Raw genomic sequence first — 16,270 nt, forward strand, 5'->3', positions numbered from 1 at the left:
ACCATGAAAAATTATCTATTTCCCCTTTTATTGACACTCTTTTTTTACACCTTTTTTTCAACAAATAGTTTTGCTCAATGTGAGTGTAATGTTATTGCAAATGATTCGTTGGCTTTGGTAGAGATTTATCAAGCAACAGATGGCAGAAATTGGACAACCCCTTGGCAACTTAATCAAAGTGCAACTACTTGGAGTGGCGTAACCATAGAAAATAAACGTATAGTAGCTCTAAACTTGAGTAGTCGTGGACTTGTAGGAGAGCTTCCAAGTTTCTTAGGCAGACTCTCTGCACTCAAAAGTCTAAATATTTCTTCGAATAATCTGACAGGTTCATTAGAAATGCTTACCTCACTTTCTAATCTGAAATCATTGAGCATGGCAGCAACTAAATATAAAGCAAGTTATGGAAACATTCCTTCTATTTTTGGACAGATGCGACAACTGACTTATCTAAATATTGCTCAAAATGGTTTTACAAGCCCTATTTCAGATACAACAGGTTTTTTTTTATTGATTAATTTAGAAGAATTGTATATTCAGTCAAATAGTTTTGCTGGAAGTATGCAGTCTGAATTTGGTAATTTTAGAAAACTCAAAAAATTTAATCTTTCGGCTTCTCGTTTTTCTGGTGGCTTGCCCAATTCGTTGAGAAATCTGACACAATTAGAAGAATTTTATCTAACAAGGAATAGTTTTAATTCCGATTTGGGAGATATTATTTCTGTTATGCCAAATTTGAAAATTTTATCAGCAGCTTCAAATCAATTCGGAAGAAATAGAGGATTACCCACTTCTTTATATACTTTGGGAAACCTAACCTATTTAGATTTATCAAATAATGAATATCAATTTTCTTTAAATCCACAAATTACAAATCTACAAAACTTAGAAACACTTTTTTTACAGAATAATAAATTAACTCAAACAATTCCTTCCTCTTTGGGTAATCTGTCAAAACTCAAAACGTGTAATTTATCAAATAATTTATTAGAAAATCAAGTCCCAATACAAGTGTATTATGCACCTTCGCTTGTTATATTAAATCTTTCTAACAACAAACTTAAAAGTGTTTTACCTAATGGTTTGCCTTTATCAAGTGTTCTTTCTCATCTTGACCTTTCACATAATTTATTTCAAACAGAACCTCTTGAAGATATAGATATTCCTCTTGATATCAATTTAGTTTATTCTTTTAATTCCTTTACAAATTTATCTTATTTAGACTTATCCTATAATAAACTGACAAATTTTGAAAAAATAGATTTTTATGATTTAAGAAATTTGAGAACAATAAAATTAAACAATAATAAATTAGATGGAGAGCTTTCCGAACGAATAGCTACTGTTTCTTCTTTGGGGTTTTTCAATATTTCTACTAACAAATTTAGGGGAACTTTGCCTTCCGAAATAGGAAATATGAGAAGTATTCAGACTTTTATTGCTTCTATAAATAATTTTGAAGGAAAAATTCCGAATTCATTTTTTATGGTATCTTCTTCACTTCGTACATTAGATTTGAGTAAAAATAAATTTACAGAAATAGATAATATAGATTCGCTTACCAATTTACAATCTTTAAATGTCAGTAATAATAGGCTTACTTTTGAAGATTTAGAAGAACAGGTTTCGAAAGTTGCAAGTTTTAGTTACTCTCCTCAAGCAACTGTTCCTATTATCCAACCTTGTTATTTGGAAGTACAAACAGCAGGAAAATACAATCATTATCAATGGTTTTTTAATGGTGATTCTATTCAAAATGAAACAGATTCAATCCTAGCAGCCAAACACATCGGAAATTATTATGTCAAAATAAAAAATGATAGTGTTCCTAATTTAATTTTACAATCCGAAACGGCTATTATTACAGAATTTACTGTTCCTGATAATAATTTTCCTAATGAAAATTTTAAAGATACAACTTTCTGTGACCCTTTTGAATATGAATTAATTGCTACACCAAATGCAATAGAATATCTTTGGAGTACAGGTGATACAACTCAAAATATAAGAATTTCGGAAGAGGGAATTTATACGGTTTGGGTGGATAATGGCTTTTGTACAGTAATCGATACGGTCAGAATAAATTTTGCAGGAGTAAAAAATAATATTATTTCTTCTTCACAGCGTATTTGTAGAAATGAAACGCCAAGCCTTCTGACTGGAGATTCTTCGCTTGTTGGTCATACTTATTTATGGCAATCCTCAACAGATAGTTTGAATTGGACAGATTTGGATAGTACACTCACTTATCAACCTCAAGAATTATCAACTTCTACTTATTTTAGAAGAAAAGTAACGCCTGACACTACGTTTAATTGTGATGCAAAATATAGTAATGTCATTCTGATTGAAGTTTCGAATCTAAAAATTGAAGCAAAAACCACGAATGTTTCTTGTTTTGGTGGAAATGATGGAAAAATAGAATTAGAAATTAGAGGAGCATTTGGAAATTATCAAGTTTTGTGGGAAGATGGAACAACTCAAAATTCTTTATCAACCCTTTCAAAAGGCGATTATAAAGTAAACGTAACTGATGATTTGGGCTGTCAAGATTCTTTACTTATTTCAATTTCAGAACCTCAATTATTAGATGGAAATGTAATTACAGAAGAAGCTACTTGTAATTCGGAACTCAATGACGGAAAAATTTCTTTACAAATAAAAGGAGGAACAGAGCCTTACAGAACTATTTGGACATACAAAGGAACAACCATTGCAGCAAATACCAATGACCTTTCAGAGTTAGAACCCAATGAAACAGCACCTTATCAAGTAAAGATTATAGATGCAAATGATTGTGAGATTACATTATCTGATTTTGTGATTCGTAGAAAACCGATTGATGCTCGTTTCAATTATGAATATGAAAGTTATTGTAGATTAGAAATTAATCCAAAACCGACCATTTTGAATAATGTAGGAAATAAAAACGCTTTTTTCTTTACAACAGATACAGGAATTGAATTAGATTCTGTGAGTGGGGAAATTCAATTAAATAAATCGAATCAAGGAATGTATAAAATTGTTTATCAAGCAGATGAATGTTCGGCTGATACTATTTTTGTAGAAATAAATGAAGATTGTTTTGCAGGAATTCCGAATACCTTTACCCCAAATAATGATGGAACAAATGATACGTGGCAAATTCCATTTTTAGACCGTTACCCAACTGCTGATGTAGAAATTTTTGATAGAAATGGAAAAATTATTTTTACTCAAAAAAATGGTTATCGTAAAGAATGGGACGCACTTCTGAATGGAATGAAACTCGCTGAAGGAACATATTATTATAAAATTCGAATTAGTGATTCGTTGAAGCCAATTATGGGATATATTTCGGTGGTACGATAAAATAATACCAAAATAAACATTAAATCTATACAAAATGCTTGAACGAGAAATCTAAAGGAAAAAAATAGATTTTATTTTGGTATAACTAAATCAAAAGCTGAAATTCAAAAAGAAATGGGACACATTAAAAAATTGGAATTTAAGCAAATAGCTTTTCCATTCTAAAAAGAAAGAATTTATCTACTATGCCTCTTTGATTTGTTCTAAATAATCCTGTGATTTTATTGTACAAGCAAAGCAAGTAGGAATACTAAAACTGAAAGAAATACTATTTTTATTAGATTCATAAAGGTTACTTCAAAATGTCAGCAATATCATTTTTAGAAAGCGTTTTGACAAAACTAGATTCTGTTGTAATCAAATCTTGTGAAAGGGCTATTTTTTGTTGTTGTAAAGCTAATATTTTTTCTTCAACGGAATTTTGAGTGATGAATTTATAAATAAACACTTTATTTTCTTGTCCAATTCGGTGCGCTCTGTCCACAGCTTGTGCTTCAATGGCAGGATTCCACCAAGGGTCTAACATAAATACATAATCAGCAGCCGTAAGATTCAGTCCAACTCCACCAGCTTTTAGAGAAAGCAGAAAAACTTTTATTTTGTCATCATTTTGGAAATTTTCGACTTCAGCTTTTCGGTCTTTTGTTCCTCCATCAAGATAGGAATATTTGATTTTATCTTTGTCTAATTCATTTCTAACTAAAGTCAAATGCCTTACAAACTGACTAAAAATCAGAACTTTGTGTCCTTCACTCAAAACAGATTTTAATTTTTCTGTCAAATCTGAAAATTTCCCAGAATCGCCATCATAATCTGGGTCGACCATTTTTGGATGATTGGCAAGTTGTCGCAATCTAGTCAAACCTTGTAAAAGCATAATTTGAGATTTTGCCATTCCTTGAATTTCGATATGTTTCAAAATTTCATTTCTATAATACGATTTTGCTTCTTCATAGACCTTTTCTTGCGATTTACTCATTTCTACATAAATGATATTTTCTACTTTTGGTGGCAATTCTGTTGCAACTTGATTTTTAGTTCTTCGAAGAATAAAAGGCTTTATAATAGTCTGTAATTTTCTAGCTTTATCGACATCACTTTGCTTTTCTATCGGAATTTGATAATGCGTTTTGAAGAATTTTTGATTGCCCAAAAGTCCACCATTCACAAAGGACATTTGTGACCACAAATCAAGTGTAGAGTTTTCGATTGGCGTTCCTGTCAAGATAAGTTTAAAACGAGATTTTAGCGTTTTAACAGCTTTTGAAATTGCCGAAGTCGGATTTTTTATGGCTTGTGATTCATCTAAGATTACATAATTAAAATAAAATCCATTCAAAATATCGGCATCAATTCGCATCGTTCCATAAGAAGTCAAGATAACATCATACTTTGGAAAATAAGTCGTAATATCTTTATTTCGGTCTGTTCCAGTATATCGCCAAACTTTCAAATCAGGTGCAAATTTTTTGGCTTCAACTGCCCAGTTGTACAAAAGTGAAGTAGGCATAATAAGTAATGAAGGCGCAACTTCTCCCTCTTTTTCCTTCTGTGCTTGAAGCAAAGCAAGGGTTTGAACCGTTTTACCAAGTCCCATATCATCAGCCAAGCAGCCACCAAAATTAAATTCTTGCAAAAAACGCAGCCAGTTATAGCCAGCTTTTTGATAGGGACGTAATTGTCCTTTGAATCCTTTTGGAAGTTCGAAATCTTCTATTTCTCCAAAATTATCAGCATCATAGAGTTTTTGAAGTTTTCGGTTCATTGTTACGTTGGCAAGATTTCCTTGTTCTAAATTTTGAACGAGTGCCAAATGGTGTTTTTTGAGTGCAAACTTTTCATCTTTTGACTGCATAAACTCAAAAAGCTCACTATATTCTACAAACCACTCTTCAGGAATCACGGCAATTTCTCCATTTGGTAATGTAAATTCTTTTTGCCCTTTCAAAATATACTGACGAAGCTGCATAAACGGAATTTGATATTCTCCGAAAAAAACTTTTGCATTAATATCAAACCAATCTTTATTTTCATCTATCGAAATACTAATTTGAGATTTTCCAATAAAATAATTTTTGCCTTCTTCACTTTGATGTTGTTTTAATTCAATTCCTAGTTTTTGTAGTATATTTTCATTTTCTGTTATCCACGAAAAAGCCTTTCCACGAGGAAGCGTAGTTTTTCCTTTCTGAATTTTCAAGCCTAATTCTTTGAGTTTTGAAATGGCAGCTTTTTCTATTACAACTTGTCGGATAAACTTTGTAAAAATAAAGTTATCATCTTTATTTTCAAAAACGACGTGACCATTTTGCTGTTCATTGAGTTCTGAAACCTTATAAATTTCATTATTATATCTAAAATTTAATTCAAAAATTACTGTATTTTCACTTTCATTTTGATTTGAGTTGCTTTTTGAAGAAACAGTTGTATCAAAAAGTGACCCAGTAGAAGAAGACAGAATTTTGAAATGAAGTTCGGCTTGTGGGTCGTGTTTTTCGTGTTCAATTTTGAAGCCTACTGGAATCACAGTATAGGATGAAATCAAAGAAGCTACAAATTTTTTATAATAAGTTTCTTCAACACTTTTATTAACAAGAATGAATTTTTTGCGTAAAAAAGGCTTTAGTTTTGCACCTTCCAAAGGTCTATCAAAATGATATAAAATGTTTTTGTGAAGTAACCAAGCAGGAGAATTACAAACAATTTTGGCATCAGACTGACGAAATTCTATCGTCTTTTCATTATGACGAATGGTGGGGTAATATTGTGTATTATCAGGATTTTTATAGACGTGAAAAAGAATTGTAGCAGGAATTTTCGGGATTTCGATAAACTCTCCTGTTGGTGTTCCGTCTCGTTGCATGGTATAGACCAGCTTGTTTTTTTCTAAAAGAAGATTCAGAATTTTTACTTTTTTCACCTCTATATATTCCTCAATTAGCTTTTGAGTAACTTTATCGCCTTTTTCTTCGTCATAAATTTTATCTACAAAATCAAAAATAGTTAGTTTTTTTCCTGCTTTATTTGTTCTGGCTGTCTTTCCTACTTTTGAAGATACAGTACTAAATTTTTTGATAATAGCATCTTGCTGAATCGAATCCATTAATTTTATCAATTCATAATCAGATTCTGACAAACCTTTATCAAACTCATGGGCATTACGAGAAGAAATATTTTGATATTTGAGTGTCAGTTTTCCATGCTGAACCTGTACCACAAACGACTCAAACAAACAACCCAAAAACTGATGTTCATATAAAGAATAAACAACTTTAAACGATTCGTTAGGCGAAACATTCATTAATCAATTATTAAAAATTACGAATTAGAACTACATTTTATATCTACCTAAAACAAAAAAGCACCTTTTTTAGAAAAAGACAACTTCAAAAATACGGATTTTTTTTGAGTTCTGAAATTCATTTTTTGTTGGAAATTCATTATCCTATTGCAAATGGCGCATAACTAATTTTGATGATGTTACACAAAGCATGATATTTCTTCATACTCTTTTCTATGGATTAAATTATTGTCAGTAGATACAATGCAAAGATTTTATAGAAGTTAAAAGCTATACTCAATCAAAAGTAGTTTTCGAAACCCTTAGGGTAGGCTGTTCATAATTTCTAAAAAATAAAATACTTATTTAAAAGCATTTTATTTTTTAGAAATTTAGCTGTGATGCAGCTAGAATACACTACATAATTACAAGACTGTATGAAAAAATAGTCAAATTCTGTTCCCTACCCAAGGATTTGAGTTAATCTATTTCCCTTCCAAATAATCTCTCAAATACTCAAACTCTTCTCCAAGGTCTTTGTCTTTAGTAACAGTAGCTCTTTTGATACGTTTGCCATCATCAAAATTATGTTCTTTGAGGTAATAAGGATTATCTTCAAATAATAAATAGGGCAAAACTTGGTCTATCAGTTCTCTACCAAAATCTTTTGAGGCATTTCTAGGAAGTTCACACGGCAAATTATCAACTGCCATAACCGTAACATTTTTCTCATCAGAAAACGGTTTTTCTTCACTTTCTGTTTCTACATTATAATCATAAAATGGCTCTGCAATCGTAGAAGGACGACTCGTAGAAGGAATCGAACCTTCAATATCACAGGTAATATCAGCTATCACTTTGATTTTGAAATTGTTTTGCTTCATTTCATCTTTGGTAAACAAAACAGGCGATTTTGGATTCCAATAAGCAGCAGCAATCAATAAATCAGTCTTTTGAGCAAAATCTGAAAAATGACTCTCATAACTACCAGCATTATTATAAAAATCCTTTAAATCAAATTCTTTATTTTCTTTTGTTTTTCCTTTTTTGAAATGATAATCCTTTGAGCGAAGACGAGTAAAAACAGCTTCATCAAATTCTTTATTCAAATAATCTTCTGGACTGACCTCCTTTATTTTCATTCCTTCCAAAACTTCTACTGAACCTTTTGCCACTCTTCCACCACCAGTAACAGCTATTTTTATGTTTGGAAGTTTTACTTTTTCAAATTCTTGCCACATTTCATCCATATCAAAACATTCATTGGCTGGCTTCAAATCAAACAAATCAAAACGCTTTCCATAGGTCAAAATCCCATTATATGCTCCTACAATTCCTGCATAACGACCAAAAGCAATTACTCTTTGCCCTGCTGCATTTGTCAGAACTTCATAATCAATTAGACGAATATTTTTTTCTATAATTTTTTCTAATAAATCTCTATTATACGGCTGTTTTTTGATGGTATGAGAGAAAAACAAATAGGTTTTGCCTTCAATAAGTTGAGGTTTGGGAACTTCTTTTACACCTAAAAGAATACTCGCTTCATTTATATCTTCTGTAACTCTACAACCTGCTTTTTCGTACTCTTCATCTGAAAAACAACGAATAGGACTAGGCTGAACTAATATTTCGAAATCTTTATCAGTAATTCTATATTTATCTAAAACTTCTTTGCATTGAGTAGGAGTAAGAGCGACACGACGGTCAGGTGGCGTTTTGCCTTCACGAATAAGAGCTATTTTTTGCATAAAAAGGAACTGCGTTTGTGTGTGTTAAATTCAATTTTGATGCAAATTACAAAAAAAATATTCCTTCTTTTTATAGACTATATATAAATTACTCAACAAAACAATAGCAATTTAACGAGCTACAGGAACTTGACAGTTTAAAATCTTACTTTCTGCTTATTTTAAATATATTTTATGATGCATATAAAGCATATAGTATAAAGCTAGAGATTATTGAAAATACAATACATGCAGCAAAAAGCCACTTTTCCCAATCCTTTGAATCTGTGAATAAAACTAAAATTAGAGCTATAATTGGATTTATTGCAAGAACAGAAACTAATGCCACCACAGCTATAATTAATGTTTCCATTCCTGCTTTTGCATTTGAAAGTGCTAAATATAGAGGTAATAATAAAGTTAAATTTGCCAGTATAATAACTCCCCACGTTTTGTTTCTTTTAGCTTGGTCTAATATTTTCCTCATGATTGTTGATATATTATAGTACAAAATTTTACTCATATCTTATTTTACAGAGTCTTGCGAAGACTAAAAAAATATTAGGTATTGTCTTAAAAAAACCAAGTGATAGTAATTTACTGGGCTATATAGTTCAGGGTTAATTTGTAAGTTACAAAAAAAATATTCCTTCCTTTATTCGTCGTCTAAAGTTCGTAAAAAAGCAATTACATCTTTGATTTCTTGTTCTGATAAATTCAAAGGTTCGGTTGGTAAGGTTTGATATTCCAAATCAATTCCAATTCCTGTACCTCCACCCCGATTATAAAAATCCATTACTTCTTCTAAAGTAGTATAAACTCCATTGTGCATATAAGGTGCTGTTTTTGAGATATTTCGAAGTGTTGGAGTTTTGAAAAAATGCTTTCTTTCTTCTGTTTTGAAAATGGCGTACCTTCCAAAATCTGTATCAATTTTTGCATTTAGGATATCATTTTCTGACGGAATACCAATAAGCTCTATTTCAGATTCTCTAAACGAAGGTGGAACAGTTCCATTAAAAAGAGGCGCAAAATGACAGGTCGCACAGGCAGCTTTTCCCATAAAAAGATTGAAACCATTGATTTCATTTTGAGTCAAAGAATTTTCTGTTCCCTTCATATTTCTATCTAATTTAGAAGAAAAAGGTGAAAGACTACGGATATAATCTGCCATTGCTGTTCTGATATTTTGTTCTGTCAAACTATCTGAATAAAGTTTTGAAAACTGCTGAACATACTCTGGATTCTCTTTAACAGCTTGCAATAAAATTTCTGCATTGGTATGAAATTCTGTTTCATTATTGATAACTGATACAATTTGTCCTTCTAAACTTCCTGCTCTATTATCATAAAAAAAACCTTTTTGCAAGGCTGCATACATAAGCGTCGGACTATTTCTTTTTTGACCTTCTGGAATTTTCTTTCCATCTGTAAATGCTCGGTTTTGCTGATGACAAGTTGCACAACTCATTTTTTTATTGCTAGAAAGATTTACATCATTAAAAAGCTGTTTTCCCAAAACGATTTTATCTTTTGAGATTTGTCCTAATTTTTGGTCAGAAAAGAAATTTAGATTGAATGTAGAATCTGAAAAAAGCGAAGTTGCATCATTTTGAATGGCAAGTTCTAAAGGAAAATCTATTTTCCAATCTTTTACTGTCTTGTTCCAAAGCTGGATTTGTGCTTCTGTGTGATTTTTTATAAATGAATATCTATCAAAATTTTCAAAATTAGTTTTATCATCTTCATTCAGAAACTGAATACTTTTCTTTAGTGATTCTTTCCATTCTTGATAAATTTCTTTTTTCTCAAAATTAGCTTCGAAAAAAGATAAATAGTTTTCTAGTTCTTGATAAACAATTTTATTGTCATCAAGAGAAATTCCTGAAGGAGAATCAAAACCTGTAATTCCTGTCAGAGTTACCCTAAAAATAGCATCTCTCAAAAGCCACAAAAAATGATAATTTTTATAAACAGAAAGATTCGTATTCCTTTCAATTAATCGAAGACGTTGAAGTGTTTTATCAGCATTTTTTTGAATTTTTTTGACGATTTCTTTTTCTATGTTTTCATTTGAATTGATTTCTAAAAATAATAATTCTTCCAACACTTGAAAACCAAAAGGCTCATTAATTTTGATATTGGTAGCATCTTCTTCTTCTACTTTCAAAAGATTTGGAGAGATAAGTGTTTTGTAATTATTTGCATCCACAAAAGACAAAACTGGTTCTATTTTCTTAAAATTATTTCTCGCTTCTCTATAATGTTCTTGACTTTTTTGGATATGAATTTTATTATAAGCTGTGTCTTTATCAATAAAATTGAGTGCTTTTTTGGTAGCTTCTAAATTATTGATACAGTTTTCTATATTTGATAAATAGATGGTTTCTATTTCTTTGAATGGATTTTTGACTTCTTGAAGATTGCTTTTTTGAGAAGTTTCTTTTTCTGAATTTGTACAAGAAACAGCAAAAAGTAAAATAGAAACTAAGGTAAGGAGGGAAATTGGGAATTTCATTTGAGAGAGTGTTTTTCAGATTAATCTTTCTAGCGCAAGATTCTATCTTGTGCTTATGACTTTGCAAGCATATGCTTGCGAAAAAGAGCGTCCAAGCAAATGCTTGAACGATATTATAAACTAAAACCCTAAGAAAAAATTGACTTATTCAATCGTTTCTTAGGGCTGTTTTTAGTAAATAAGAATAGAAAAATTATCTTCCTAAACCATTTACGATAAATAACATACTTCCTTCTTTTGTACTTGCATTTACATCAGACACAGCATTTGCATCTGTAAAAGGAGTTCCATCAACTCTTTCCCAACCGTGATTTTGAGTGATTACTAAGAATGTTTCATCAATTCCTACAACATCAGAAACATCAATCATTCCTGTAATTTCCCAGACTCCATTTTCTGTTCCATACCCTTGTGCTGCTGCTGTTACTTGGTCACATTCCAAAACTACTTTTAATGCTCCTGTTCTCAAATCATATTGATATAAACGTGCATAATGTGTTTTGTCTTGTGTATCAAAATAGCCATTTGGATCTTCTTGAATATAAGCATAATTTTCAGTTACAAGGATATTATCTGGACTATGAAATGCTTTTGCTTTTCCATCTAGTTTGTCGCCATCTAATACACAAGTGATTTTACCTGCCTTGGTTGGATCTTCTGGATTCATTTCTAATTTATAAACACGTCCGTAAAAAGACCCTTTTCCTTTTAAACCATCTTTTTTACGACCTGTAACACAAAAATAAACTTCTCTGTTGTTGTTTGCAGAACCTCTTCTCCAGTCAATATCTTCTACTCTTGAGAATCCCATTGTACCTTTTTGTTTGGCTTCTGCATCTAACAAATCAATATTTGTTTCATTGAGTTCTACGAATTCCATGTCATAAGAAGTCCCTTCTTTCATATCCATTTCATAGTTGATACCATTTGATGTTACTTTTAGTCCGTAAAGCTTTCCACCTTCTAAATCACCTCTATCACCAACATACATTCCTAATTGTCCTGATGGTATAGCATTATCTGAATGATCATCACCAATAAAAACAACTGTTTTGTCAGAATATGCGTCTTTTCCGATTGGAACAGCATTTTCTGTCGACCATTGTCCCATTGCAGTAAGCATACGAGGCGAAGAAGCCGAAGTTGCACTTTTGAAAGGGTCAGTAGCAAAAACACCTTTAGATGCGCCTCCCCATTCTCCACCAGACAAATACAAAGGACCAAAACCATGTTCTTCAGGAGTAATAAGAGTTCCCGAACATTGAGCTGTTGAAGCTGTTGCTTGTGCGTTGAGGATGTACTCGCCTTTTATAGGTTTGAATGTTTTGTCAAGTGTGATTCTTGCGATAGAATAATCAGATTCAATATTATTGATAAGTGTAAAAGTTCCATCAGCATTTTTCAACAAGCCAGCACCATCAGCCATTGAGCCATAAACGAAATTAGGACTTTCGCTTAATTTGTCTTCTGAAGTAAGCAAAGGCATCACTTTTACACCTGAAAATTCAGAAGAAAGTTTTAAAAATGAAGGTGTGATAGAATGAGCAGCCAATTCTACATCTGTAGTGATTACATCAGGTGTATCATTATCGTCGTCTTTACAAGCTGTTGTTAGATTTAAACCTACAAAAGCAAGAGTTAATAAAGTAAATTTTGAAGTTTTCATTTTGATAATATTGAAATAGTAAATTTTTGAATGAGCATTTAGTATTTTTTTTGATGCTGCAAACTTACTACTCGTGCCTTACCTACTGATTAACTCCTTACTAAGAAATTGCACTTTTTTGATATACTTTGTTTGGTTTTTCTTAACAAAAAATTTATCCTTTACATAAAAAGAATTCATTAAAATCAGGTTCTTCACTGATTTCTAGCTTAATATCTCCTACTTGGATAAGTTCTAAGATTGCCAAAAAGTTAAAAACGACCAAAACACGGTTTCCACTTTCCTTCAAAACTTCCAAAAAATTTACTCGTTCATTATTCAAAACCTTCTGAATCAAATAGGCTCTTTGATTATTTACGCTGTATGGATAAGGCTTTATATTATTAAGTTTTGGTTGTGAAAGCTCGTGTAGTTCCATTGCATTCTGAAAAGCCTTTAGTAATTTATACAAATCCACATCTTCCAAATCTACATCTTCTGGACGTACTTTTGAAAGTGTTTTGAGTTCTGAAATAATATTTCCTCGTGTTTCTCTAGCCAAAGAATCATCTTCCAAATTAGAAAGCTGTTGAATAACAGGACGATAACGTTTATATTCTAAAAGCTGTTGAATGAGTTCTTTTCTTGGGTCAATGATATTTCCTTCTTCATCAACCTGCTCACGAGGCAAAAGCATTTTAGCTTTTATCTGCATGAGTGTTGCAGCCACTACAATAAATTCACTTGCCAGTTCGATATTCATTTTTTCTAGCGCACGAATGTACTCCAAAAAATCAGTCGTTACTTTGGTAATCGGAATATCATAAATGTCTAATTCGTCCCTCTCAATAAAGAAAAGTAACAAATCAAATGCGCCTTCAAAAACGGGTATTTTTATTTCGTACATGTTTTATTCAATTACGAATTACGAATTAAAAATTACGAGATTTCTTTGCGTAAATTTATTTTTGTAATTCTTTGATTATTTTTTACTGGTGTCGCTGAACCAAAATATCGACAAAGATAGAATCACTTATCAGTAAGGTATTTTTCTAAATTATCATAAATATGATTAGCTTCTGATAACTCATAATATTGTTCTGTTTTAGCTTCTGCAAAGTCTTCCCATTCCTTTTCGTAAATTTCATTCAAATCACTCCAAAATAGTTTATTTATAAATTCTTTGTCAGAATAATTTTTTCTTAACTTTAAAAATACTTCTTCAAGAATATCAGCTTCTTTAGCCGAACCAATGTAACGTAAATTATCTATTGTAATACTACTAAAAATGCCATAACTATTAACATAATACTGATCTATTCCTCCGTTAAAGACTTGTTCATGAAAAATTACAATCGTATAAGTTACTTGTAATTTCTTTTCAAGTTTCAATACATAATCATACCATTGATTATGGTCTTTCAATATTTCTTCAGTTATGTTTTTTGTTGCTTCAAAATAATATTCTTCTACAATATCCATTTTTTAAAATTAAATTTTCTTTCTATTCTCAATAAATAATTTTTCTCGTTCTAATTCTGCTTTTAACTCTTCTTCGGTAGGGAGATAAAGCATGTATTTTGAAGCAAAAAGCTGTTTATTTTCATTCAGAACAGAATATTTTACAATCGTTTGGTCTTTGTCTGTACACAAAATTAACCCAATAGTTGGATTATCGTCGTCTGATTTGTACTTGTCTTCATACAAACGAACATACATATCCATTTGTCCAATATCTTGATGCGAAAGTTCTGCAACTTTCAAATCTATCAAAACGAAACATTTTAGCAAATAATTGTAAAAAACTAAGTCCACATAAAAATGCTTTGTTTCTGTACTAATTCGTTTCTGACGAGCTACAAAAGCAAATCCTTTTCCTAATTCTAATAAAAATTCATTGAGTTTATCGATAAGAGTTTCCTCCAATTCAGATTCTAAATAGTTGCTGTTGTCTTTGAGTTGAACAAACTCCAAAATATAAGGGTCTTTCAAAAAATCTTCTGGCGCAAGTTCTTTAGTTTTTTCTCGCATCTCGTTTATTACTTCTTTTCTATCCGATGAAGAAAGTAATCTTTCATAATACAATGAATTAATTTGACGATTCAAAACTCGTGTACTCCAACCATTTGCAACCGTTTCTTCTATATAAAATTGTCTTGCTTTTGGATTTTCTAAGCGCAATAATTGGCGATAATGTGTCCAACTCAATTCTTGACGCAGTGCGTCAAGAATTGGAAAAGCTGTATAAAATTTTCTCATATTTGACAAATTAGATTTGTCAAAGCCTTTTCCGACTTCATTACTTAGATTTTCGGATAAATAACCTAATAGATTTTTTCCATATTCTGCACGATGTTTTCCGTTTTGTTCTTCTTCTACAATATGTTTTCCTACTAACCAATACGTTTCTACCATAGCAAAATTGATTGTTTTTGCTACTTTTTGTCTTGCATCAATAATGATTTGACGAATAGTTTGGTAAAATTGATTGTTCATAAGGTAGAATTTATGGAAATATAAAAAAACAATTTACAAAAAAATCAAAAGAGAATAGAATCAGAATTTATCTAATTTCTATTCTCCACAATTTCTAAAGAAAAGTTAAAACTCTAAATCGTCATCATCAAATTCTAATTTTTCATCGCATTCAAAACAAAAGAGTTCGATTGCGCTGTCATCTTCTACCAACATTGATTCTTGAAAAATAAGTTTTCCATCTTCTGCTGAAAATAAGTCAAAATGATTTGGTTTGGTTACAAACTCGTTGCTTCCACAAGATTCACAAATATATTTTTCTGTTGCCATATTTTTTAATAAACTGGTTTTTAGTTCTTTTTCCAAACGCTAAAGCGTATGGTACATTTTCGCACTCTAAAGAGTACGCTACTTTGCTACATTTTTTGTCAAATTTACACACAAAAAAGCGTATTGTACTAAAATACAATACGCTTTTTTTATAAAAATCTGTGTTATGTAATTTTTTAATTTTCAATAACAAGTTTGCGTTCGATAATCTGATTTCCAATTTTAATTTTGAGATTATAAATACCATTTTTCAAGAAATCCGTTTGGTATTTGATTATTTGTTTTCCTGCTTCGTATTCTTCTTTTACAACTTCATAACTCTCTAAGGTTTGAAGATTATAAATTTTGATTTCTACTTCTGATTTTTCTTTTATATCTAAAGCAATTTTTACAAAATCTGAGGTAGGATTTGGGAAAATATTTATTGCTATTTCTTCTACTGATTTTTCTGTTTTCTCTTCTTTGATTTCTTTCTTTTTGAGTGTAATTAAGATTACGCCATTGAAACCTCTAGAACCATAAAGAGCTGTTGCTGTCGCTCCTTTTAATACAGAAATTGATTCAATATCATTTGGAGAGAGCTTTTTAAAAGTAGAATCATTTTCAGAGAGTGGAATACCATCTATGATATATAAAGGTTCTCTAATTAAATCCAAAGTAGATCTAGCTCGGCATCTAAATCTAGTTGCTGCTGTTTTGGTTGTGTCTTTTACTGTTTGATTTGTACTATCTTTTTGATTAACTGATAAAATGCCCTGCCCACATCTACCCGAAAGAGCAGTTTGTAAATCCACTTATCCAAAAACTAGATTTTCTTGTTCTGTAATAAAAAATAAGAGAAGAAGTGCAAAAATGATTTGATAGATTTTTTTCATGGTGCTAAAATTTAGATGTGATTTGTATTTCATACTTAAACCATACGCACAAAAAAAGCGAATTGC

11 protein-coding genes are annotated in these 16,270 nt (G+C 30.9%); 1 reads left to right on the forward strand and 10 read right to left on the reverse strand.

All coding sequences use genetic code 11. The features are described from left to right. Positions 1-3 precede the first annotated feature (3 nt). The gene (locus ACE193_RS09530) at positions 4-3,351 is read left to right on the forward strand and encodes a leucine-rich repeat domain-containing protein (protein ID WP_375562750.1); all 3,348 of its coding nucleotides are present in this window, start codon (positions 4-6) and stop codon (positions 3,349-3,351) included. Between the two features lie 292 nt (positions 3,352-3,643). Here ACE193_RS09530 and ACE193_RS09535 read toward each other — a convergent pair whose 3' ends face one another. From ACE193_RS09535 to ACE193_RS09580, 10 genes are all read right to left on the reverse strand, one after another. Beyond that, on the reverse strand, positions 3,644-6,652 hold the full coding sequence (locus ACE193_RS09535) for a DEAD/DEAH box helicase (RefSeq protein ID WP_375562751.1): 3,009 nt from the start codon (positions 6,650-6,652) through the stop codon (positions 3,644-3,646). A 464-nt stretch (positions 6,653-7,116) separates the two neighbouring features. Next, on the reverse strand, positions 7,117-8,382 hold the full coding sequence (locus ACE193_RS09540; RefSeq protein ID WP_375562752.1) for an NAD(P)-dependent oxidoreductase: 1,266 nt from the start codon (positions 8,380-8,382) through the stop codon (positions 7,117-7,119). A gap of 172 nt (positions 8,383-8,554) precedes the next feature. After that, the gene (locus ACE193_RS09545) at positions 8,555-8,848 is read right to left on the reverse strand and encodes a hypothetical protein (protein WP_375562753.1); all 294 of its coding nucleotides are present in this window, start codon (positions 8,846-8,848) and stop codon (positions 8,555-8,557) included. Positions 8,849-9,016: 168 nt separating this feature from the next. Beyond that, positions 9,017-10,879, reverse strand: coding sequence for a cytochrome-c peroxidase (locus ACE193_RS09550; protein ID WP_375562754.1), 1,863 nt, complete (start codon positions 10,877-10,879; stop codon positions 9,017-9,019). Between the two features lie 193 nt (positions 10,880-11,072). Further along, positions 11,073-12,545, reverse strand: a complete 1,473-nt coding sequence (locus ACE193_RS09555; RefSeq protein ID WP_375562755.1) for an alkaline phosphatase PhoX — start codon at positions 12,543-12,545, stop codon at positions 11,073-11,075. A gap of 154 nt (positions 12,546-12,699) precedes the next feature. Next, positions 12,700-13,431: a segregation and condensation protein A gene (locus ACE193_RS09560; RefSeq protein ID WP_375562756.1), complete on the reverse strand. Its 732-nt coding sequence runs from the start codon at positions 13,429-13,431 to the stop codon at positions 12,700-12,702. A gap of 122 nt (positions 13,432-13,553) precedes the next feature. After that, on the reverse strand, positions 13,554-14,006 hold the full coding sequence (locus tag ACE193_RS09565) for a DUF4375 domain-containing protein (RefSeq protein WP_375562757.1): 453 nt from the start codon (positions 14,004-14,006) through the stop codon (positions 13,554-13,556). Between the two features lie 9 nt (positions 14,007-14,015). Continuing rightward, a complete protein-coding gene (locus ACE193_RS09570; protein ID WP_375562758.1) occupies positions 14,016-15,020 on the reverse strand; it encodes a YhcG family protein in 1,005 nt (334 codons plus the stop codon). 105 nt (positions 15,021-15,125) lie between these two features. Next, positions 15,126-15,329, reverse strand: a complete 204-nt coding sequence (locus ACE193_RS09575; protein ID WP_375562759.1) for a hypothetical protein — start codon at positions 15,327-15,329, stop codon at positions 15,126-15,128. Positions 15,330-15,505: 176 nt separating this feature from the next. After that, complete coding sequence (locus ACE193_RS09580; protein ID WP_375562760.1) at positions 15,506-16,123, reverse strand: TonB-dependent receptor plug domain-containing protein; 618 nt, start codon at positions 16,121-16,123, stop codon at positions 15,506-15,508. Positions 16,124-16,270 lie beyond the last annotated feature (147 nt).

Origin of the sequence: Bernardetia aquimarina (assembly GCF_042180575.1) — a bacterium.
Classification (GTDB): Bacteria; Bacteroidota; Bacteroidia; order Cytophagales; family Bernardetiaceae; genus Bernardetia.